15 protein-coding genes and 2 pseudogenes are annotated in these 21,026 nt (G+C 70.4%); 8 read left to right on the forward strand and 9 right to left on the reverse strand.

Features of this window, described 5'->3' with window-relative positions; all coding sequences use genetic code 11:
• Window positions 1-54: 54 nt before the first annotated feature.
• The gene (locus GA0115234_RS36605; protein WP_093550319.1) at window positions 55-795 is read right to left on the reverse strand and encodes a nucleotide-binding domain-containing protein; all 741 of its coding nucleotides are present in this window, start codon (window positions 793-795) and stop codon (window positions 55-57) included.
• Window positions 792-1,370: a hypothetical protein gene (locus tag GA0115234_RS36610; protein ID WP_176729374.1), complete on the reverse strand. Its 579-nt coding sequence runs from the start codon at window positions 1,368-1,370 to the stop codon at window positions 792-794. Before GA0115234_RS36610 ends, GA0115234_RS36605 begins: the two co-directional genes overlap by 4 nt.
• 555 nt (window positions 1,371-1,925) lie before the next feature.
• Between GA0115234_RS36610 and GA0115234_RS44535 the strand changes: the two are divergent.
• Window positions 1,926-2,121: pseudogene (locus GA0115234_RS44535) on the forward strand (flavoprotein); the annotation flags it as partial.
• A 108-nt stretch (window positions 2,122-2,229) separates the two neighbouring features.
• Here GA0115234_RS44535 and GA0115234_RS41620 read toward each other — a convergent pair.
• The 3 genes and pseudogenes from GA0115234_RS41620 to GA0115234_RS36620 all read right to left on the reverse strand — a co-directional run.
• Complete coding sequence (locus tag GA0115234_RS41620; protein ID WP_107405835.1) at window positions 2,230-3,786, reverse strand: P-loop ATPase, Sll1717 family; 1,557 nt, start codon at window positions 3,784-3,786, stop codon at window positions 2,230-2,232.
• 302 nt (window positions 3,787-4,088) lie between these two features.
• Entirely contained in the window at window positions 4,089-4,235 is a 147-nt protein-coding gene (locus tag GA0115234_RS42660) for a hypothetical protein (RefSeq protein WP_176729375.1), read from the reverse strand.
• 57 nt (window positions 4,236-4,292) lie between these two features.
• Window positions 4,293-4,448 (reverse strand): annotated as a pseudogene (locus GA0115234_RS36620) (DUF255 domain-containing protein); the annotation flags it as partial.
• A 249-nt stretch (window positions 4,449-4,697) separates the two neighbouring features.
• Between GA0115234_RS36620 and GA0115234_RS36625 the strand changes: the two are divergent.
• The 6 genes from GA0115234_RS36625 to GA0115234_RS36645 all read left to right on the forward strand — a co-directional run bounded on the left by GA0115234_RS36625 (window position 4,698) and on the right by GA0115234_RS36645 (window position 12,624).
• A complete protein-coding gene (locus GA0115234_RS36625; RefSeq protein ID WP_256088898.1) occupies window positions 4,698-5,942 on the forward strand; it encodes an ATP-grasp domain-containing protein in 1,245 nt (414 codons plus the stop codon).
• Complete coding sequence (locus GA0115234_RS36630; protein ID WP_093550321.1) at window positions 5,939-7,189, forward strand: MFS transporter; 1,251 nt, start codon at window positions 5,939-5,941, stop codon at window positions 7,187-7,189. Before GA0115234_RS36625 ends, GA0115234_RS36630 begins: the two co-directional genes overlap by 4 nt.
• A 2-nt stretch (window positions 7,190-7,191) precedes the next feature.
• Window positions 7,192-8,358: an ATP-grasp domain-containing protein gene (locus GA0115234_RS41625; protein ID WP_161275727.1), complete on the forward strand. Its 1,167-nt coding sequence runs from the start codon at window positions 7,192-7,194 to the stop codon at window positions 8,356-8,358.
• A 62-nt stretch (window positions 8,359-8,420) separates the two neighbouring features.
• Window positions 8,421-9,722, forward strand: coding sequence for a lysine N(6)-hydroxylase/L-ornithine N(5)-oxygenase family protein (locus GA0115234_RS36635; protein ID WP_161275728.1), 1,302 nt, complete (start codon window positions 8,421-8,423; stop codon window positions 9,720-9,722).
• 12 nt (window positions 9,723-9,734) lie between these two features.
• Window positions 9,735-11,357, forward strand: coding sequence for a phosphotransferase (locus GA0115234_RS36640; RefSeq protein ID WP_093550323.1), 1,623 nt, complete (start codon window positions 9,735-9,737; stop codon window positions 11,355-11,357).
• 43 nt (window positions 11,358-11,400) lie between these two features.
• The gene (locus tag GA0115234_RS36645) at window positions 11,401-12,624 is read left to right on the forward strand and encodes an ATP-grasp domain-containing protein (protein ID WP_093550325.1); all 1,224 of its coding nucleotides are present in this window, start codon (window positions 11,401-11,403) and stop codon (window positions 12,622-12,624) included.
• Here the strand turns inward: GA0115234_RS36645 and GA0115234_RS36650 are convergent.
• Complete coding sequence (locus tag GA0115234_RS36650; protein WP_093550327.1) at window positions 12,621-15,983, reverse strand: non-ribosomal peptide synthetase; 3,363 nt, start codon at window positions 15,981-15,983, stop codon at window positions 12,621-12,623. The two genes, GA0115234_RS36645 and GA0115234_RS36650, sit on opposite strands and share 4 nt — an antisense overlap.
• Before the next feature lie 299 nt (window positions 15,984-16,282).
• Between GA0115234_RS36650 and GA0115234_RS36655 the strand changes: the two genes are divergently transcribed.
• On the forward strand, window positions 16,283-17,650 hold the full coding sequence (locus GA0115234_RS36655) for a hypothetical protein (RefSeq protein WP_093550329.1): 1,368 nt from the start codon (window positions 16,283-16,285) through the stop codon (window positions 17,648-17,650).
• Here the strand turns inward: GA0115234_RS36655 and GA0115234_RS36660 are convergent.
• Genes GA0115234_RS36660 through GA0115234_RS36670 form a run of 3 tightly spaced genes read right to left on the reverse strand, consistent with a single transcriptional unit; the run spans window position 17,640 to window position 21,024 of the window.
• Window positions 17,640-18,422: a hypothetical protein gene (locus GA0115234_RS36660; RefSeq protein WP_093550331.1), complete on the reverse strand. Its 783-nt coding sequence runs from the start codon at window positions 18,420-18,422 to the stop codon at window positions 17,640-17,642. The two genes, GA0115234_RS36655 and GA0115234_RS36660, sit on opposite strands and share 11 nt — an antisense overlap.
• Window positions 18,422-19,963 (reverse strand): AMP-binding protein, encoded by a 1,542-nt coding sequence (locus tag GA0115234_RS36665; RefSeq protein ID WP_093550488.1) that lies wholly within the window; start codon window positions 19,961-19,963, stop codon window positions 18,422-18,424. The genes GA0115234_RS36660 and GA0115234_RS36665 overlap by 1 nt, the downstream gene beginning before the upstream one ends.
• Before the next feature lie 5 nt (window positions 19,964-19,968).
• Window positions 19,969-21,024 (reverse strand): amino acid--tRNA ligase-related protein, encoded by a 1,056-nt coding sequence (locus tag GA0115234_RS36670; RefSeq protein WP_093550333.1) that lies wholly within the window; start codon window positions 21,022-21,024, stop codon window positions 19,969-19,971.
• Between the last annotated feature and the right edge of the window lie 2 nt (window positions 21,025-21,026).

A 21,026-nucleotide genomic window follows, 5' to 3' on the forward strand; every position in this document is an offset into this window, starting at 1 on the left:
GGTGAGCCGCCCCCGCTTCATGCCCGTCACCCTGATGGCGTCGTCAGCGGATCACTACGTCGTGGTGATCGCTGGCGACGCCTTGACGATCCACACCTCCACGTAGTGCCGACCTCGATACATGGTGCGCTCATGGATCCGTGGTCCACGCCCGGGCGTGATCTGACCACGCAGTCCGTGGGCGCTCTCGGCGTCCGGTCCGTGGTTGCGGACCTTCCACCAGATCTCGTACGGCTGCGGGGCATCGGTAGTCACCGTGAAGTAGAGGTCCCGGCCTACGGGGGCAAAGCCGCTCCGGCGCAGGTCCACCGACCCGGTGCCCATGGGGTTCGCGACACGGGCCTCGATCCGGGCCCAGCGTCCACCCGCCCACTGCAAGCCCATCTCCTCGATGAACCTCTCCGATGGCGCCCGGGTGACCCCTTCCCTCGAGGTCGGCCGCCCGGCCTCGGCGAGGGAGGCCGACGCCGTGGCGCGTGCCCTGAACCCGTCGCCGAAGAGCTCCTGCCAGAGCTTGACGCTCTTGTCCTTGTCCTGTTCATCCAGGGCCGTACGCATCCGGGTCGCATACGACTGAATGTGCTTGGCGAAATTGGCGTACCGGTCCTGGTCCCAGCAGTGGTTAAAGCTGGTCTGTGGGCAACTCGGGTCGGCGATCACGGGCATTAGCGGGTTGAGGGCCAGCCACGCGGCGAGGTCCTCGATGAGGTGGACCAGAGTGGTGGGCACGCCACTGTAGCGGTTGCCCGTGTCGTAGACCTGGACCCGTTCGCCGAGCAAGGCGGTCAGGATCACTGAGGGGATGCGGAAGGTGTCACCACCTGGTCGCGGGAGATGCCCTCGTTGAGCTTGCTGTCGACCACGTTGTCGATCACGGCCTTCGCCTGGCTGTAGTACGCGCCGTTGGTCCCGTCCTCCCCGGGGACGTCGCGGAGGTCGATCGTGGCTTCGCCCAGTACATGGCGGAGCTCGATCTCAATTCCATGGCGGGAGTAGGACTCCAAGAAGAGAGGGACGCGGTCGCCCGAGATGAGGACGGCGGACGAGGCTGTCTGTCGGGTCAGTTCGACTTGCTGCCCCCGGACCTGACCGATCATCCGGAGCACAGTGGTTGTACGGTCTGGTGCAATCCCGGTGACGTGCTTGATCCGGTCTTCGTGGGCGTGCTTGAGAGCGAGCAGTTTCTCGACGCTGAAGACGTCGAGGTTCTCCGGCGCGTCGATCTCGTCGTGCTCGTCGGCGCAGACCAGCATCACGTTGTCTGCGGTATCACCATCGATGAGATCGTTCTGCCCCCGGGGAGAGCCCGCTGTGTTCTGCTGGCCGACGATGTGGGCGAGCTCGCCGAGACGGATGGTCTTGTTGGCCAAGGCCCCATCGAGAAGGTAACGGTTGCATATCGCGCATCGGCCCCCGCTGCGGACCCAGACCTCGAACCTGACCGGCTGGGGCAAGGACTTCCGCTTGTAGCCGCTCTTCTTTGTCGTCAACTGAACCTCGCGGGACGCCAAGTCGCTTGCAGGGCAGGGAACCCTGCGCCGTAAGAGAACGGTACGCCCCTGCTCTGACACTCTCCCGCGACCTCGCGTGCCACGAGTCCAGGCAGGGCCTACCTCGTGCTGCTGGACCGGGACTCATGTTGTGGCGACCGGACCAGTAGCGGGTCAGCCGCGTGAGACCACTGAGATGCCGCTGGGGTCGCCAGACCATCCGGACGGTCTCTACGGCCAGCTGCGGCTTCCGCAAATCAGCTCGCGCGGCTCGTTCACGTCCATGTTCATTCCCTTGTGCGTGCAGTCAGTTGAGGACAAATTTGCGGAAGCCGTTGTGGATGTCGGCCAGCGGCTCTCATTCTCGGGCGCGGTAGAGCCTGTTGGTCAACAGGACGGCTCAGGGATGCGGTCGGCCGTCTCAGTGCCCGGGTCGGTCGCGCCCCGACCTTCCTCGCCATGACCGGTTACGAACAGGTCCACTCCGTCGCCGCCGCCCGCCTCGAACTCAACCTCCCCGGACCGGCCTGTCCGGCGAAGCCGACCTCTTTATGAGGCCGACACCGCCCAGTCCGGCGGCTGCTGCTCGGCCCCAGCCGCCCCGCAGCTGATCGCCCTCGGCGCACCCACCCTGGAGTCCTCGCGCTCGACCACCCGATCGGTGGCTAGCTCGAAGGAGCTCATTGTTCCGAGCCTGGACTTCCCAAGGTCGCGAAGTCAGACCGGTCACGCCCATGAATTAGGGGCGTTGCGATCCCCTAATGTCTGTTGCGGGAGAGTCTTCCCCTGTGAGCGCGGGCGGGGTATCACCGGAGCTATTGATACCCTCGGCGCTTCCTTGCACCAGATTTAGGGCTGGCCGGTAGAGAAAGGGTACCCAGAACTGCATCTGCGCACGCTTTTCGAAAAAGCCGATGTCTACCAAGCGGAGAGCAGCCGTCTTCGCCTCGTCCGGCGGCAGCTCCCAGATCGCAGCGAGACTTTGTACGCCGTGATTGGTCTTGTGGCCCTCCAGCGCCAACATGTACTGCTTGAGATCCGGGTGCTCGGCGTAAAGTGTCTTATTCAGCCGAGTCTCGGAGACCGCTGGCAGTGCGCCTTTGAGGGAGCTACCGTCAAACAGGGCCTCCCCGGCTGGCTCGTCCTCGCCTACTTCCTGACGCCGCAGCTGGACGCCCCGAGCCTCGGTGAGCAAGTGAATGAGCTCCCGGGGCGCGGTGCGCTTGGTGCCGTCACTGGTCCGAGTCAGGCACCAGTCGAATGTCTTCGGCTTGTTCGGACCATTTTCAACCTGTTCGGGGTACACCTTTTGGAATAGATCCTCCTGCCCGGCGACCGAGGCGATGCCCTCGTACGGCACACTGTAGAAGTCACGCAGCGCTTTGTTGCGAACCATGCGCTGCGTGACCAGCTGCAGCAATGCTGCCCTTCCCCAGCTCAGCGTCAGCTCCCGCGTAATGTGACTGGCCTCGCGAAACCCACCAGCGGTAATTGCTTTCCAAATATCACTGCGCAGGAAGATCTTCAGCCGGATTCGATCAATGCTTCCAATGTCTAGGTAGACTTTGAATAGGGCTCGCAGTGCCTGCTGCTCCAGATTCGGCTTGCCAGCGAATGCCACGTCCAGCCGGTCTAGTAGCAACCACAGCTTCAGCCCCTCGTCCTCTAGCGCCTCTCCCGCGGTGTCAAGTAGGTCGTCGACGTGAACCGCCCCATTGGAACGCTGCACGTCGTCCGGTTCGGTGAACCGAATGCGGGTGCCGACGTCTACGACCCCGGCTACCGAGAGGCTGGGCTCAATTTCGCTGAACATCCTGCGCACATAAGCTGCAGCGTTAGCTAGCTTCCGTCGGAGCGACACGTCGCGCCCCGGCACCATCCCGGCATCTGTTAGCGTCCGAACTACCGACTTGGCCGCAGGGCTGCGCAAGTCGTAATCCGCAAAGGTGTCAGCGATCACCGCCAAGAAGTAAAGCTTCCATAGCCCGACGAATTGATCCTCATCGATAAGGGTATTGGCATCGAGCGTGGCGAATGCAGGCGAGCCCTGAGGTGACTCCGCAGGGCTGATCAGGATGTTTCGGTCAAACAGCTGCGACTCACGGGCTGTGAGAGTGGCGTAGATCGCGCTCTTACCCGAGCCCTTCGGCCCGTAGACGATGTCGACCTCGTCCTGCCAGACCTGGTTCCACTGCTCGGTCTCCACAAAGTACGAGGCCAGCTCGCTGGCCTCCTCCTCCGCCACCCGGGCACCGAAGGTCAGCTCCTTGAGCACCGTCTCCTTGATGGCAACCATCCTCTCCACAGCGGCAGTTAGCTTGGGAAGGCTACCGGCCAGACGTAGCACAGCGTCGTCTTTTTCAGCACAAAGAGGCGGTTACTCTCAAGCCAGGCAGTGCGACGGCCTGCGCGTGGTGGGGCGATGCCGGTCGGACTGACCAGCTCTGCGGGAAGCCCGACCCCGGCTGGACCACTCCGGGCTCGCTCAGTGGCGACCATGAAAAGTGCCACAGCCCGAGTAGTACCGTGCGCGCGGGCCGGTCGGTCCGCGCCCACTGCACTGGAGCGTGGACCGCGGTCTACGGCTCCGTGCCGCTACTACTCGGCAGCGACAGCGGGTGCGCTGTCCTCCAGGAGCTGGCGGATGGTGGCGTACTTCTCTGGCCCCCATTCGGGTGAGGCGGCCAGCTCGGCCTCCACCCAAGCATCGATGCTTGCGTTCAGCTGCTCATCGTAGGTGTCCATGCGGCTACCTTCTGGCAACACCCCAGGGCAGGACTACCTGGTTGTGTAAGTTCACTGGCACCAGTGGCACGAGCTGTAGCCCACGCTGAGGAAGACCGGCACATTGCGCCGCTCGGCTTCTGTCATCGCCGCTTCCCCCCATGGCCACCAGTCCACCGGGTTGGAGGCGTGCTGGAGCAGGTAGGGCGACTGCGAGTCGGCCAGTCGATTCATACCGGCATCGTTGCACGAGCGGGAGCGCTCGACGGCGGACGGGCCGAAGACGCGCGCGCCCCAGGTGCCCCGCACCGGGAGTCGGCCGCGGCACCGAACAACTTTGCGAGCATTTCGCTTTCACGACCAGAGGTTGATCGCTAGGGTGAATTCGACGTGTCCTGAAGGTGAACGCAGACTGAACTCGCGGCGACCGGCACGTCAAGAGCTTCGCTCAGCGTTCGCTGTTGCTCCGGGGGGAAGTACTGCGTGGACATCACTCACGTCCTGTGCGGATTCAGCAAGGGACTGATTTCGGACATCGATGATCTGCTGCCGGCACGGTCCGTGCTCGTGGTGGAGGATCCGTATGTCGCGGCAGCCCGTGACGTACACCGAAGAGCCGCTCGCCATGCGTGTGTTGCCGAGGTCGTCCACGCACCGGTCCAGAACGAGCAGGACCCCGCCGGGCTGCTGCGCGCACTCCCCCGGCCCGAGCATGTGCTCGCCGTCGTTCCGGCGACCGAGTACGGCGTGGTCGCGGCGGCAACGTTGTCGGAGGCCTGGGGGCTGCCCGGTGCGGGCGGGCGGGCCGCGGCGGTTCTGCGCGACAAGATCGCCCTGCGCGCCCACGCGGACGCCGCCGGGCTGCCGCAGCCCGGCTGGCGGTCGGCGAACAGCGCGGAGGAGGTCCTCGCGTTCCGGTCCGGGCACGGCGGCCGATGTGTACTGAAACCGGCCAACCTCCAGGCCAGTCTGGGAGTTCGGCTGCTCGACGCCGACGACGACGTGGCGCTCGCCTGGAAGGCGACGACGGAGGCCGACGAACCGAAGATGCGCGCTCCCCGTGCGGAGCCCGGCCGATTCCTGGTCGAGGAAAGGCTGTTCGGGCCGGAGGTCAGCGTCGAGTGCCTGGTCGACCGCGGCGAGCCGCTGTTCGTGAACGTCACCGAGAAGCTGCTGCACCCGGGGCCGTCCCCCGTGGAGCTCGGTCATGTCGTGCCCGCGTCGCTTCCTCCGGGTGTGGCCGAGGAACTGTCCCGTCTGATGCGGGTGCTGATCGAGTCGAGCGGGTTCGGTTCCGGCGTCCTGCACGCCGAGTGGATCCTGGTCGACGGGGTGCGACCGCATCTCGTCGAGTGCGCGGGCAGGCTGCCGGGCGACAGCATCGATCTGCTGATCGACCTCGCCTACGGCGGCCGCATCGTGGCCGATCTGCTCTCCGTACTGAGAACGGGCGAGCGGCCCGAGCGCGGTCCCGGACTCCGGGGCGCGGCCATTCGCTTCCTGTCCGCACGCCCGGGTGTGGTGCGCGCTGTCACGGGGCTGGCGGAGAGCCGGGCCGCGGACGGCGTGCACGAGGTCGAACTCGCCGTGGAGCCGGGCGCGTCGGTCCAGGAGCTGGCGAGTTCCTGGGACCGCATCGGCCATGTGCTGGCCACCGGTGAGGACGGCGCGCACGCCGCCCGGAACGCGGCCGCCGCGGCCGGGCTGATCGACGTCCGCACCTCATGATCTCCCGGCTTCTGCGGAGCTACGTCCCGGAGTCGTCGGCCGGTCGGGCGTTCGCCCTGGTCGCGCTGTTCGACTCCGTCGGTACCGGTTTCTACCTGGCCGGGTCCACGATCTTCTTCATCCGCGTGGTCGGCCTGAGCGACGCGCAGGTGGGCCTCGGGCTGGCCGTGACCGGGCTGACCGCCTTCCTGGCGACGGTGCCGCTGGGGGTGCTCGCCGACCGGTGGGGTGCCAAGCGGATGCTGATCGCGTATCAGCTGTGGCGCGCCCTGTGGTTCGCGGCGCTCGCCTTCGTCCACGGGCCGGTCGCCTTCTTCGTGGTGTCGGCCCTGCTGGGGCTGGTCGAGCGTGCGGTCTCGCCGGCGAGCCAGGCGGTCGTGTCGGTGGCGGTGCCGAGCAAGGACCGCACGCGTGCCATGGCCACCATGCGCTCGGTCCGCAATATCGGGTTCTCCCTCGGCGCCCTGCTCACCGCTCCGCTGATGGCCGACGGATCGGCCCTGGCGTACCGGACGATCATTCTCGTCGACGCCGCGTCCTTCGTGTGCGCCGCGCTGCTGCTCGCCCGGCTGAAGGTGTCGACGGCGCCGCCGCCCGTGCGCCGGGGCGGTCTGAGCTTTCTGCGCGGATTCACCGATGGGCGCTATCTCGGTCTCAGTGCGGTGAATTGCGTACTCGCGGTGCACATGTCCGTCCTGGCCGTCGCGCTCCCGCTGTGGACCGTCCGGGAGACGGACGCGCCGACGGCCCTGGTACCGGTCCTGGTGGTGCTGAACACCGTGTTGGCGGTCGTCTTCCAGGTCCCCCTCGCCAAGGGGGCCGAGCGGCCGGGCGGGGGCCTTCGCGCGATGCGTCTGGCCGGCTTCGCGCTGATCGCCTCCTGCGCGATGTTCGCCGTCGCCGCGGCCCCGCTGGGCACCCTGTTCGCCTGCGCCACGCTCGTGGTCGCGACGCTGCTGCTGACCGCCGGGGAGCTCTGGCAGTCGGTCGGCGCCTGGGAGCTGTCGTACGCCTACGCGCCGGAGCACCGCAAGGCCGAGTACCTCTCGATCTTCGCGCTCGGCAACAGTGCCCAGGACGTGCTCGGCCCGCCCCTGATCACCATCGTCGTCCTCGGCTGGGGCGGCGCCGGATGGGTCACGCTCGCCGCGGTGCTGCTCGGCGCGGTCCTCCTGCTGCCCCTGCCCATCGCCCGACTCGACCATCGCCTCGCCACGGCAGAAGGAGCACCGACATCCACATCCTGATCATGCAACGCCCCCACTCGACCGCGGAGTACGACCACTGGCTCCGGGAGGCCTCCCCCGAGGCCCGGATCACCGTGCTCACCTCGGCCGACAGCGAACGCCGCACCGAGGACCTCGCCCCGGGGGTCCGCCGGGTGACGGTGGACGACTACGAAGCGCGGGCCACGACCGCCGAGTTGTTCCGGCTGTGCGAAGCCGACCGGCCCGACCGGATCTTCGTGAACTCGGAGGACGACGTGCTGCGCGCCGCCGAAGCGCGGAGCCTCTTCGGGATTCCCGGACCGGACTCGGCCCTGGCGCTGCGGTTCCGCGACAAGGTCGCCATGAAGCAGCTGTTCGACGGGCTGCCCGTGCCCGCGGTGCCGTACCGCGAGGTGCGCTGCTCCGCGGACCTGCACGCGGCGCAGGAGGAACTCGGCACCGTCGTCGTCAAGCCCCGCGACGGCGCGGGATCCGCCGGAGTGCGGGTCCTGCCCGACGCGCGGGCGGTCCGGCAGGCCTGCCTCGACGACCCCGGCCTGCTCACCGCCCTGCACAGCGGCGCCCTGATGGCCGAGCAGTACATCGAGAGCACGGTCCACCACGTGGACGTACTCGTCGACGGCGGCTCGGTGCTCCTGGTCTCGCCCTCGCGCTACCTCAGCCCGCCGCACCGGTTCCGCACGCACAATCTGGGCTCGGTCATGCTCGACGCGGACTCGCCCCGCGCGAAGCTGCTCGTCGACACCGCCGAGCGGTTCGTCGCCGGTCTCCCCGGGGGCCACGGTGTGCATGTGCTGCACATGGAGTTCCTGGAGGACGGCTCGGGCACGTTCTTCGCGGGCGAGGTGGCCTGCCGGACCGGCGGGGCGTTGATCAAGAACGCTGTCCGGCACACCTACGGGATCGATCTGTCCCGGGCCGCCTGCCTGCTGGCCGCGGGGCTGTGGACACCGCAGGAGCCGGCCGGCGGGGCCGCACGCACCGGCTGGCTGCTGTGGACCGGCGGCCCGGAGCCGTGTGCTCCCGCGGACCGGCCGGACTGGCTGGTCGGCTTCTCCGCCGCGGACGAGGCCGAACGGCGGCGCGACCCCGTCGACGCGGTGGACGGCAAGGCCCACGTCCTGGTGGAAGGCGCCGACGAGGAACAGGTCGAGGAGCGGCTGCGCGCCCTCTGCCGGCGCGGCTGACCGTCCGGCCCGCCCGCACTTCCCCCACACCACATGATCAGCACTACAGGAAAGAGACCTTCGTGCTCTCCGGCGAACTGGAAATCCACGACGTTGTCGGCATCGGTTTCGGCCCCTCGAACCTGGCCGTGGCCATCGCCCTGGAGGAGTGTGGTCAACCGCTCGACGCGGTGTTCCTCGACCGCAAGCCCGGCTTCGCCTGGCACCCGGGACTCATGTTCCCCGGGGCGGAGATGCAGGTGTCCTTCACGAAGGACCTCATCACCATGCGCAATCCACGCAGCCGCTACACCTTCCTGAACTACCTCGCCGAGCAGGACCGGGACCGGCTGGGGAAGTTCATCAACCTGCGCACCTTCTACCCGACCCGTGTGGAGTTCAACGACTACTACGCCTGGGCCGCCGCGCAGTTCGACAAGCAGGTCCGGTGGAACACCGAGGTCCTCGGCGTCAGCGCCGTACCGGCCGAGGGCGGCGGTACGGAGCTGCTGCGGGTGGTCGCACGGGACCGGAGCACCGGGGAGACCCGCTCGCTGCTCACCCGCAATCTGCTGATCGCGCCCGGCGGCACCCCGTACGTCCCCGACGGGGCCGAGCTCGGTGAGCGGGTGTTCCACGCCTCCGAGACCCGGGAGCGCCTGGCCCTCTCGTACGAGGACCACTCCGCGCCCCATCACTTCAACATCGTCGGCTCCGGCCAGACCTCCGCCGATGTGTTCATGCATCTGCGCCGGACCTATCCCAACGCGCGGATCACCACGAACATCCGCGGTTTCGCCATGCGCCCCGAGGACGACACCCACTTCGTCAACGAACTGTTCCTGCCCGAGTTCCCCGACTGGTTCTACCGTCAGGACAGCGGGTTCCGGCAGAAGATAATCGACGACTACGGTCTGGCCGCCCACACCGGTGTGAGCTACGACGTCCTTCCGCAGATCTACCGCGAGTACTACGAGGACCAGGTCTCCGGGGCCGATTCGCTCACCCTGCACCGGTTCACCGAACTGGTCGGGGCCCGCTCGGAGACCGACCGCGCGGTGGCCGGGTACTTCCACCTCGACAGCGGCGCGACCAGCCAGGTCGAGTCCGACGCCGTCGTCCTGGCCACCGGATACCGCTACCCGATGCCGATCCCCGCGCTCGCCGAGGTCGACGCGCACCTGCGCATGGAGACCCCGGAGCGGTACGCGATCCGGCGTGACTACGCCATCGAGGCCGTCGAGGACTTCAAGCCCAGGATCTTCCTGCAGGGTTACGCGGAGGCCACGCACGGGTTCAGCGAGGTGCTGCTCTCCCTGATGCCCATGCGGGCCGCCGAAATCGTCCAGTCCATCACCGAGAACGAGTCCGTCGAGTCTCGTTAGGAGCACCGACACATGAGCATCCCGACCACGACGGACACCGGACTGCACGGTGTCACCCGGACCATGTCCGACGAGGAACGCGCCACCGTCCAGGCGGTGTTCGAGCGGCACGGCACACCGCTGCCGAAGGGCGCGGTGGCCGTGGTGTTCGCCTATCCCGGTCACGGAGTCGGCGAACGACACCGTCAGCTCTCCGGCTGCACCAGCCAGATGCTGCTGCTGTCGAACGCCTCGGCCGGGCTGTCCCGGCTGGGCATCACCGTGGCCTCGGCGAGCACCGAACCTCCGGAGAACCACGCCCATCTGGGCGAACTCAGCCGCGTCATCGCCCGGTTCACCGAGGACGACGCCGCGGCGGTGCCGCACACCGACCTCCCGGAGGGCCGGTTCCTGCTGCGCTGGACCATGGTGCTCGGCGGACCGCGCGACGGTCTCGTGGTCACGGACATCACCGACAGCGTGGCCCACACCCATGCGGTCATCGACCTCCTGACCGCCGACCGGCTGCGCGACTGGGCCGAGGCCGCCGGGGCCGACCCCGCCACCGCGTCGGCCGGGGTGACGGCCACCTACGCGAACGGCGCCGACTCCCTGGGCATCGTGGCCTTCGAGGCGGGCACCCCGCTGGTGGCCAAGGTGGGCCCCCGCGAGGTGATCGACGCGGAGACCGCCTTCGTCTCCGAGGTCAACACCCTGCTCACGGCCCGGGGAGACGCCCCGCTGTTCCCCGCGCTGCACGGCGTGCACCACGAGGGCGAGCAGGCGACGTCCCTGATGGAGCAGGTCGAACCGCTCACCCTGGACGACGTCGTCTTCGGCGACCCGGCCAAGTTCGTCCTCGCCGAGGACACCGTGGAGACGCTCGAACCACACCTCCGGCTCCTGGGCGACCTCTACGCGGCGACGACGAGACAGCGGCGGCCCACCGTCTCCGACTACCTCCTGCGCGAGCGCTTCCACGCCGTACGGGACCACGACGGCTTCGTCGACACGTTCCGGGCCTTCTTCCCGGGATGGCAGCCGGCGGCGGTGCTCGGTGCGGACGTGATTCTTCCGACCGGGGCCCGGCTGCCCGGCTACACGGAGCTGACGCACTGGCTGGACGAGGTCGCGCCCTCGTTGCTGCCCGGCTCCGGCTGTCTCGTCCACGGTGATGTGCATCTGAAGAACATGCTGCGCCGCACCGACGGTTCGCCGGTGTTCGTCGACCCGCGTACGGTCTGGGACGGCCGGGACCGGCCGGACATCGGGTTCGGGGACCCCAGCTACGACTTCGCCACCCTGCTGCACAGCGCGCTGCCGATGAGCGGTCTGCTCCAGGCCATCGCCGACGGCACGTCCGAGGTCCTGCTGCCGGAGCTGCCGGCGGTGCCGGACGGTGTGCTCGACCTCTCCGGGCTGACGACGCCGTTCACCGTGGACGACGTTCTGGAGCGACTGGAGGACCGTCTGGTCGCGGGGCTCGGTCCGGACGACGGACCGCCGGTGCTCCGCGCCAGGTTGTACATCGGTGCGGCCAACGCCCTCGCCGGCTGGCTGAAGTACGAGCGGGCACTCGCCACCCCGCGTGCCTGGCTGGCCGTCTACGCCTACGTCCTGTGGTACCTCGACCGCGCGCGGACGGAGCTGCGATGAGCCGGTACCGGAGGTCAGGACGACCGAACAGAAGGAGTGGGGCATGACCGCGTACGTACTGATGGTCAACTCCGGCAAGGCGGAGGCGGTGGACCGGCTGCGGGCCGTGGCGCCCGACGCCGAGATCGACGTCATCACCGAGAGCGCGTACGCCCGGATGTACGCGCCCGATGTCCGCCTGCACTTCGTCGACGACATCGCCGACCTGACGGCCGTCCGCCGGGTGGCGCTGGACCTCCTGGCCCGGCAGCCGATCGACCATGTGGTGGCCCCGTCGGAACGCAGCCTGCCCGCCGGAGGGTATCTGCGGTCGTTCCTGGGGCTGGGCGGGATCGGCTTCGAGACGGCCAACCGCTTCTCCCACAAGGCGGTGATGAAGTCCACCCTGGCGGCGGCCGGGCTGCCGGTCGCCCCGTACCGGGTGATCGGATCGCTCGCGCAGGCACCCGCGGCGGCCGCCGAGCTCGGCTGGCCGGTGGTGCTCAAGCCGGCGCTCGGGACCGGCTCGATGAACACCTTCGCCGTCTCCTCGGAGCGGGAGCTGACCGCGCTGCTCGACTCGCCCGCCGCGGACGGTCTCCGCCGCGCGGCGTGTCCGCTGCTGGTCGAACGGTTCGTCGAGATGGAGGGCGAGTACCACTGCGACGGCGTGGTCTCGGACGGCACGGTCGAATTCGCCGCCGTACAGCGCTACTTCATGCCGCTGCTGGGCTGCACGGACGACTTCACCGGCTCGTATCTGCTCCCCGAGGAGGATCCGGATGTCGCGGCCGTCCGCGAACTGCACCGGGCCACGGTGGACGCCCTGGGGCTGGAGAGCGGCGTGACGCACATGGAGCTGTTCAGGACCGGGAACGGGTTCGTGATCGGTGAGATCTCCTGCCGTCCGGCCGGCGGCGGCATCGTCGACGCGGTGAAGATGAAGTACGGCATCGACCTGTGGCAGGTCTTCATGGACACCGCCCTCGGACGCCCGGCCGGTGTGCGGGGGCCGGTGGCTCCGCTGCGGGAGGGGACCATCGCCAACTGCGACCTTCCGGTCCGTCCCGGCCGGGTCGTCCGCGTCTCCACCCCGGACGAGCTCGCGGCCGTACCGGATGTGATCGAGGCCCGGATGTCCACCCGGGTGGGCGATGTCATCAGCCCCCGGCTGCACTCGGCCTCGACCACCGGCCTGGTGTTCCTCGCCACGGCGGAGCCCGCGCTCGTCGCGAAACGCGTCGAGGACCTGGCCGGCGTCTACGTCCTGGAGGTCGAACCGGTCTAGGGCCTGACCGGCCCCGATCCGCCGGACAGGCCCTGACGCGTCAGGGTGCTTCCGCCGGGCCGTGTCCGGCCGTTCGCGCGGGGCGCGGCCGGTCGGGCACGGCCCAGAGCGGCCGCGAGCGCGGCCACCGTCGGCGCGGCGAACAGCTCCCGGACGGCCGGACGCACGCCCAGCACCGCGCCGATCCGGCTCGCCAGCCGGACCGCCGCCGCCGAATTCCCGCCCAGCGCGAAGAAGTCGTCGTCGATGCCCACCGCGGCCACCTCCAGCACCTGCGCGAACATCCCGGCCAGCAGTTCCTCGACCGGTGTCCGGGGGCCGCGCGGGGCCCCGCCCGAGGGCTTCCCGGGGGAGGGCAGCGCCTTCCGGTCGAGCTTGCCGTTCACCGTCGTCGGCAGCGCGTCCAGCACCACGATCGCGGACGGCACCATGTAGTCCGGCAGCCGCGTCCCCAGGGCCCGCCGCAGCTGCGCGGGCAGGCGGGTCGGGGCATCGGCCCGGGAGACGCAGTCCGCCGCCGGTACCACGTAGGCCGCCAGCCGGGCGTTCCCGCGGCGGTCCTCCCGGGCCAGCACCACGGCCTCCGCCACGCCCGGCTGATCCAGCAGCACGGTCTCGACCTCACCGGCCTCGATGCGGAAGCCCCGCACCTTCAGCTGGCTGTCCACGCGCCCCGCGTAGACGAGTTCGCCGTCCGTGTTCCAGCGCACCAGGTCGCCGGTGCGGTACATCCGCTCCCCCGGTTCCCCGAAGGGGTCGGCGACGAAGCGCCCGGCCGTCAGACCCGGACGTCCCAGATAGCCACGCGCCAGCTGCGCCCCGGCCAGGTACAGCTCACCGGTCGCGCCCGGCGGGACCAGACGCAACGCGTCGTCCAGCACGTACACCCGGGTGTTCGCCATCGGCCGCCCGATGGGAGGAGCGCTGTCCCCGGCCGGGGGGAGGCACCGCATGAGGGTGACACCGACGGTGGCCTCGGTGGGACCGTAGGCGTTCCAGAACTGCCGGTCCGGCCCTGCCCACGCGTCGACCAGCCGCCCCGCCGGGGCCTCGCCGCCGACGGACACCAGCCGCAGTCCGGGGAGCCCGTCGGGATCCAGCATCGGGAGCAGGGCGGGCGGGAGTTCGGCGACGGTGACGGACTCCTCGCGCATCAGCCGTTGCAGGAGTCTCGGGTCGGTGCGCTGTTCGTCGTCGGCGAGCACCAGCGTGGCGCCGGAGGTCAGGGCGGAGAAGATTTCGAGGACCGATACGTCGAACGTGACCGCGGCGAAGCCGAGCAGCCGGGTCTCTCCGTCGATGCCGTAGGCCGCGTTGTTGGCCGCGACGAAGTTCACGACCGCCCGGTGCTCGACGACGGTGCCCTTCGGGGGGCCCGTGGTGCCGGAGGTGTAGATGACGTACGCGGGATGCTCGGGCCGCAGCGGGTGGTCGAGGTCGGCCGCGGTGAGGGGGCCGCCGGAGAGGTGGCCGAGGCCGGTGTCGGTGACGTACACGGGCGTGGTGGTGGCGAGGGGCTCCGTGCGGGGCGTGCGGTCGGTGAGGATCGCGGCCGGGCGGCCGTCCCGGAGCAGGTGGTCCGTGCGTGCCGGTGGATGGGTGAGATCGAGCGGCAGATAGGCGGCGCCCGCCTTGAGGGTGGCGAGGAGGGCGATGACGAGCCGCTCGGAGCGCGGCAGGGCGATCGCGACCCGGTCCTCCGGTCCGATGCCCTGCGCGATCAGACGGCGGGCGAGCCGGTTCGACTCCGCGTCGATGTGGGCGTAGCTGTACTCCCGGCCGTCGAAGACCACCGCGGGGTGCCCGGGGGTACGGGCGGCCTGCCGGGCGAAGAGGTCCGGCAGGACCGCGTCGGGCAGTCGGCGCCGGGTGGCGTTCCGTGCCCCGAGCAGCATCTCCCGGTCCGCCGCCGATACGACATCGATGCCGGTCACCGGCACCGAGGGGTCGGCGGTGGCCGCCGTCAGCACCTGGAGCAGCCCCTGGACCAGGCGCCGCGCGGTGACCGGGTCGAACAGATCGACGGCGTAGCGGAGTTCACCGGTCAGCCCTCCGCCCTGGTCGGCGGTGCGCTCCGTGAACGTGAACCGCAGGTCGAAGGCGGCCGCGCCGGGCCGGGGGTTCTCCCGCGTCACGTCCAGCCCCGGCAGATCCGGATCGGGTCCGGGGCGCTGCGCCAGTTCGAGCATGACCTGGAAGAGCGGGTGGTGGTTGGTGGAGCGGGGCGGGTTGAGTGCGGTGACCACGGCGTCGAAGGGGATGTCCCGGTGGGCGTGGGCGGCCCGGCCGGATTCCCTGACGCGCTCCAGCACCTGCCTGAAGGTGGGGTCGGCGGACAGGTCGGTACGCAGTACCAGGAGATTGCCGAAGTGGCCGACGACGTCGTCCGGGGTGGCGTCGGTGCGGTCGGTGACCGGGGTGCCCAGCGGGATGTCGTCGCCCGCGCCGAAGCCTTGCAGCGTCACCGCCAGGGCCGCCTGTACCACCATGAACACGGTCACCCGGCTGTCGGCTGCCAGGGCGGTGAGGGCCCGGTGCAGTTCCGCGTCGACGTGGAAGCGGAGCACGGCGCCCCGGCCGGGGGCGTGCGCGGGGCGGGGCCGGTCGCGTGGCAGGGCCAGTTCGGCCGGCAGGCCCGCGAGTGCCCGGCGCCAGTACCGGGTCTGGCGGCTCAGCGCGCTGTCGGGGTCGTCGGCCGGGCCCAGGAGGTCCCGCTGCCGCAGGGCGTGGTCCCCGTAGCGCAGCGGCAGCGGCGGCCAGTCCGGGGCCCGCCCGGCGCGGCGCGCCGCGTAGGCCCGTGCCAGGTCCCGGGTCAGCGGTGCCATGGACCGCTCGTCGCCCGCGACGAGGTGCACCACGATCACCAGGACCGATTCGGTGGGCGAGACCGTTCCCAGGACCACCCGGACGGGCAGATCCACGGTGATGTCGAAGCCCCGTTGCACGACGTCGTCGATCCAGGTGGTGACGTCGGCGGGCACCGCTTCCTCGGTCACCGCGGACCGGGCCGCCTGCCCGGCCGGCACCACGGCCGGTACCGGTTCGCCGTCGTGCTCGGCGAGCACCGTCCGCAGTGTGGTGTGCCGTTCCAGGACGTCCTGGAACGCGGCGCGCAGGGCCGCCCGGTCCACCACGCCCGAGAGCCGCAGCACCACCGGCACGGCGCAGTCCGCCGAACGCCCCTGCCAGGCGTTGAGGAACCACAGCCGTCGCTGTGCGAAGGACAGCGGGACGGACCCCGCCGGGCGTGCCGCCTCCGCTTCCCGTTCGTCCGGTTCGCCTGCGCGTCCGCGGCTGTCACGGCGGAGAGAGTCCACGATCCGCTGATTCCCGTTGATGGCGAGATCCCGCCCGTCCATGGAGGTCCTGGGCGCCCTGAGCGACCCGGGGCGTGTGCGACAACGGCCGGTTGCCGGGTGCAAGTCGCCCGTGCGGCACGGGACTTCCCCGTTGATCCACAACCGCTGCTCAGACAGGAGGCTATCGGCCGTTCATACCCGGCACCATCCCCTGGGTCGTGACGGCGATCACAGCTCCCGACCGGTCATCGGGCGGCTGTGGGCCTCCTCGTAGGCCCGTGCCGCCCGCTTCCCGGTCTGCTAGCGTTGCCACTTCACTTGCCTGACTTCTTTCGCAAAGGCCTTCAAGGAACTCGCGTTTGATACAGAACGATCGCTGGACGACTGTCACACCGTGGTTCTTCTCGGACGAGCCGGCCGCCATGGAGTCCATCCGGCGGGCCCTTCCCGAGGACGGGCCGCACCGCGCCTGGGCGAACTTCTCCTTTCTGGCGGACACCGGTCATCTGCACAGCGTGGACCTGCTGGTGGCCGGTCCCGGCGGACTGCATCTGCTCGAAGTCGACGTCTCCCAGGGGCAGCTGCGCAACGAGGACGGCATCTGGCTGCGTACCCGCAGCGGCAACACGAAGGCGTCGGACAGCACCCGTGATGTCGCCGAGGTCAAGGCCCGGCACCTCACGGCGGCGCTGCGCCGGGCCGCGGCCGGCCGGTTCCTGACCGTTCCCGAGGTACGCGGGTCGGCGTTCCTCAGTGATCCGCGTTCGTCCGTCGACCTCACCGGACCGGCCGCGCAGGGTGTGTTCGGCCCCGACGAGCCGGCCAACCCCTCGCTGCCCCGGGTGACCCGGGACCTCCTGGAGCGGCCCGCGAGCGACCGCGCGGAGCGGCCCGGCCGACGCTTCCTGCGGGCCCTGCCCAGGCTGCTGGAGCGGATCGGGATGCATCCGGTCGAGCACTGGCCCCGCGTCGGCACCTGGCAACTGACCGCGAAACCGGTCTCGTTGACCGATCGCTGGCAGGACTACGTGGCCTGGAGCACGGTCTGGGACAAGGCTCCGTGCCGGGTACGCGTCTACGCCCCCGGCACCTCCCGCACCAGGACCGACGAGTCGGTGCTGCGCGAGTACCTCCTGCTGCGCGAGCTCGACCATCCGGGCATCGTCACCGTGGACACCCTGGAGCACCATCCCCCCGGGCCGGTGCTGATGTTCCATGTGGAGAAGAAGCAGCTGCTCCGCCTCGACCACATCCTGTCCCTCTACCGCCCCCTCTTCACCCCCGCCGTCCGGGCCGACATGATCCGGCAGATCGGCGCGGGGCTCGCCCATGCGCATGCCCGGCAGATCGCCCACGGCGCGCTGACCACGCGTGCGGTGATGGGCATCCCCCGGCCCGCCCAGGGCGAGTCGGTGAACGACGGCTGGCGCGATCCGGGTCTCCAGATCACCGACTGGCATCACGCCGCCGTCGCGGCCGCCGCCACCGAGGACGCTCCGGGCCCCGCCGCGGTGGCCCGGGATCTGCGTGATCTGGCGGCCGTCGCGCAGGAGATCTGCGCCGGGGCGGCTCCGGCGGCCGGGTTCACCGAGCTGCCCGACCGCCTCGCCGCGGAGCCGGAGTTCGCCCGGCTCCGTCCCGCCGAGCAGGTCCGCGGGCTCACTCGGCGGCTGGCCGAGGCCGCTCTCTCCCCGGCCGTCGGCCCGGCGGTGCCGGTCACCCGGTGATCGCCCCGTGCACGAGCTCGGCGACCCGCGGGTCCCCCAGCAGATCGTCGTGCCGGGTGGTCAGTCGTGCCGGGTGGTCGGCGCACCAGCCGGGCAGCGGGTGGTCCGCGGAGGCGATGACGGTCGCGTGCTCGACGCGGCCGGTCCGGCGCGCGGCCGCGACCAGGTAGCCGAGGTAGTCGGCGAAGCGCGCGCAGAGCATCGCCCGCAGGTGCTCGGGCATACCGGCCCGCGCCGTGGCGTGTTCCACGATGCGTCGCTGCTCGTCCCGCAGCCGCTCGGCGACCGACGGCAGATCGTCCGCATCCGCCAGGGCCTCGCAGACGGCCGTGACCTCGGCGAGCATCCGCTCGTCCAGCTGCGGCCGGAACGTCTCGGTGGCGGCGACGAATTCCGACCGCAGCAGTGCCCCGCCGACCTCCGTGGGGTCGATCGTGACCAGGGCCGGTGGCCCGTCCGGACCGGTGCAGGCGCGCCGCAGTCCATCGGCGAACGCGGCCCCGGCGCAGAACGTCACGATCGCCCGTACCCGGCGCTCCGGCTCCGGCAGGACGGCCGCCCACCGGTCCACGTAGCGGTCCGGATCCGCCTCGGCCCGCAGGTCCGCGCCGATGCCGGGGGGCACGGTCAGGTGGACACCCTCCTCGCCCGGCAGGTTCGCGGCGAGCCGGGCGAAGCCCTGCTGGTTGGCCCGGGGGCCGAAGTCGACCGCGAGCACGGTGCCCGCGGCGCCCTCCGGCCGGCGCAGACAGCGCCACAGTTGCTTGCTCATCAGCACCCCTCCTCGTCCGCCACGGCCTGTCGCAGCGCGTGGTGGTCCACCTTGCCGCTGAGGTTGAGCGGCAGCTTCGGCAGCCAGGTGCAGCTCTCCGGCACGGCGTAGTCCGGGACCAGACGGGCCACTTCCCGGCGGAGGTCCGCGCCCAGGGCGACGTCCCCGGTGAGTACGGCGCGCAGGTGGATGCCCTCGCCGGGGCGCTCCACGTCGAGCACCACGGCCTCGGCCACGCCCGGACACCGCCGCAGCGCTGCCTCCACCTCGCCGAGCTCGATGCGCCGGCCGCGCACCTTCACCTGGCGGTCCAGCCGGCCCTGATGGACCAGTACCCCGTGCTCCCGTGTCACCCGGTCGCCGGGGCGGTACCACTGATCGGCCGGAACCTCGCCCGTCGTCGGTCCCTGGGGCACCCCGTCGGGGCTCATGAACCGGCCGGTGTTGTGTGCGGCGACGAGATAGCCGCCGAAGCGCTGTGCTCCGCGTACGCACAGCTCCCCGTCGTCCGCCGGGCGGCCGTTCTCGTCCAGCAGGACGGACTCCAGATGCGGAAACGGCGTACCGATCGGCACGGTGCCGTTGCTGGTCTCCGGCCAGTCCCGTGGATCGGCGGGAAGGCGGTGGTCGGCGCAGAGCACGGTCAGTTCGGTGGGGCCGAACGCGTTGGCGATCACGCTGCGCGGCGCGGCCTGTGCCCAGATCCGTGCCTGGTCCAGGGTGAGTTGCTCGCCCATGAAGACGCTCCACCGCAGATCGGGCAGGCTTCCCGGGGGGAGCGCCCGGTACCGCCGCGCGAGTGTGATCACCGAGGGCACCGAGAACCAGTGGGTCAGGGCACGACGGCGGGCGTACGTGGCGGGGATCAGCAGTTCGCGCTTCTCCGGCACCACCAGGGTGCCGCCGGCCCCCCAGGTCGCGAAGAGATCCAGGACGGAGGGGTCGAAGGTGAAGCTGAAGGTCTGCGAGACCCGGCTGTCGGGGCCCAGCTCGTACCGGTCGATCGCGCAGCCGAGGAAGGCCGAGACATTGGCGTGGGTGATCGGCACCCCCTTCGGTTCGCCGGTCGATCCCGAGGTGAACAGGATGTAGGCGGGGCGCTCGGCGCGGTCCGGTGCCGGCGCCGTGGCGGGCGGGCCCTGGAGGAGGTCCTCCAGCGGCTGGACCGGTGCGGTCCACGGCTCCTCGCCGTCGGCGGGGCGCAGGGCGTCGGCGGACGGGCGGTCGGCCAGCACCAGACCGGCGCCCGCCCGTTCCAGGACCGAGCGGTTCCGGGCCACGGGCGAGCGGGGGCTGATGGGGACCACGGTGCGGCCCAGCCGGAGCACGGCCAGGTAGCCGACGTAGCCGGCGAGCGTACCGCTGGTGCAGAGGCCCACCGTGGCGGTGTCGTGCCGGGCCAGGCCTGCCGCCGTCCGCTCGACCAGACCGGCCAGTTCCGCGTAGGTGAGCCGTTGTTCGGCGGTGTCGAGCGCGACCGCGTCGGGCGTACGCGCGGCGGTCGCGCCGAACCAGTCGTAGAGCGGGCGGGCAGCGGGCATCCGGGTCACGGCCGATCGACCGAGGCCGGCCAGGTCTGCTCTTCCCCTATGCGGGAGACCAGCGGGATGTCGCGGATGTCGTCGTGCCGCAGCGCCCAGAGGAGGAAGCGCTCCAGGCCGAGCCCGAATCCGGAGGTGACCATCGGGGCCTCGTCCTTCATCCGCGCGTACCAGGCGTACTCCTGCTCGGGCACCTTGTGCAGCGTGAGACCGGCGCGGACCTGGTCCCCCGTGGTGTGGCGGTGTCCGGCCCCGACGACCTCGCCGATGCCGAAGTAGAGGTCCGCGTTCTCCGCGACCCGTTCGTCGCCGTTCTCGAACGCCTGGTAGAAGGGGACGCTGAGGTGGTCGAAGTGGGTCACCCAGACGAACTCGCCGACCAGCTCCATGAGTCGGCGTTCGGCCGCCCGGCTCAGCGACCGGGCACCGTCGGCGGAGGTGACGACGCCCTCGCCGTCGAGCAGCCGGACCGCCTCGTCGAAGCGCAGGCGCTCGAAGGGCTGGTCGCCGACGGCCACCCGCTCCAGGTGACCGACGTCGCCGAGCACGGTGCGCAGGGTCTCGTCGTGCTCGGTGAGCACGGCGGTGGCCATGGCCCGTACGTAGCCGTTGACGTAGTCGACGAGGTCGTCCAGGTCGCCGGGGACCTCGGCCTCGCTGTGGACGAACTGCCCGAGGTGCGTCGCGTCGGGCTCGTCGCCGCGGAAGCAGGGCAGGATGTTGTGGCAGCCCTGCGGCGAGACCCGGCAGCCGTACTCCAGCATGAACTGCATCGAGTCGGCCAGATAGGTCTCGACGCCGTTGACCTGGACCGGCACCGGCACCGAGTCGCTGCCGAGGCCGGTGGGGCAGGTGACGGTCCGGGTGGTGATCGGGAAGTGCAGGGCCCGTACCGCGCGGCTGTGCGCGTAGGTGTACGTGGCGCGCACGGCGGTGTCCTGGAGGCCGGCGACGAGCCGTGCCCAGGGGGAGCCCAGCGAGCGGTGGAAGCCTCCGTCGGCATCCGCCCAGAGGCGGGGGGCGTTCAGCGGGGCGACTGCCGCGATTTCAGCGGTCTTCATTG

The sequence above is a fragment of the Streptomyces sp. DvalAA-43 genome, from assembly GCF_900091725.1.
In the GTDB taxonomy this organism is placed as follows: domain Bacteria; phylum Actinomycetota; class Actinomycetes; order Streptomycetales; family Streptomycetaceae; genus Streptomyces; species Streptomyces pulveraceus.

Coding starts and splice junctions, on each gene's coding strand:
- GA0115234_RS36670 (WP_093550333.1), bottom strand. CDS start 21,024: ATGAAGACCGCTGAAATCGCGGCAGTCGCCCCGCTGAACGCCCCCCGC.
- GA0115234_RS36665 (WP_093550488.1), bottom strand. CDS start 19,963: ATGCCCGCTGCCCGCCCGCTCTACGACTGGTTCGGCGCGACCGCCGCG.
- GA0115234_RS36630 (WP_093550321.1), top strand. CDS start 5,939: ATGATCTCCCGGCTTCTGCGGAGCTACGTCCCGGAGTCGTCGGCCGGT.
- GA0115234_RS36650 (WP_093550327.1), bottom strand. CDS start 15,983: ATGGACGGGCGGGATCTCGCCATCAACGGGAATCAGCGGATCGTGGAC.
- GA0115234_RS42660 (WP_176729375.1), bottom strand. CDS start 4,235: ATGGACACCTACGATGAGCAGCTGAACGCAAGCATCGATGCTTGGGTG.
- GA0115234_RS41625 (WP_161275727.1), top strand. CDS start 7,192: ATGCAACGCCCCCACTCGACCGCGGAGTACGACCACTGGCTCCGGGAG.
- GA0115234_RS36640 (WP_093550323.1), top strand. CDS start 9,735: ATGAGCATCCCGACCACGACGGACACCGGACTGCACGGTGTCACCCGG.
- GA0115234_RS36645 (WP_093550325.1), top strand. CDS start 11,401: ATGACCGCGTACGTACTGATGGTCAACTCCGGCAAGGCGGAGGCGGTG.
- GA0115234_RS41620 (WP_107405835.1), bottom strand. CDS start 3,786: ATGGTTGCCATCAAGGAGACGGTGCTCAAGGAGCTGACCTTCGGTGCC.
- GA0115234_RS36660 (WP_093550331.1), bottom strand. CDS start 18,422: ATGAGCAAGCAACTGTGGCGCTGTCTGCGCCGGCCGGAGGGCGCCGCG.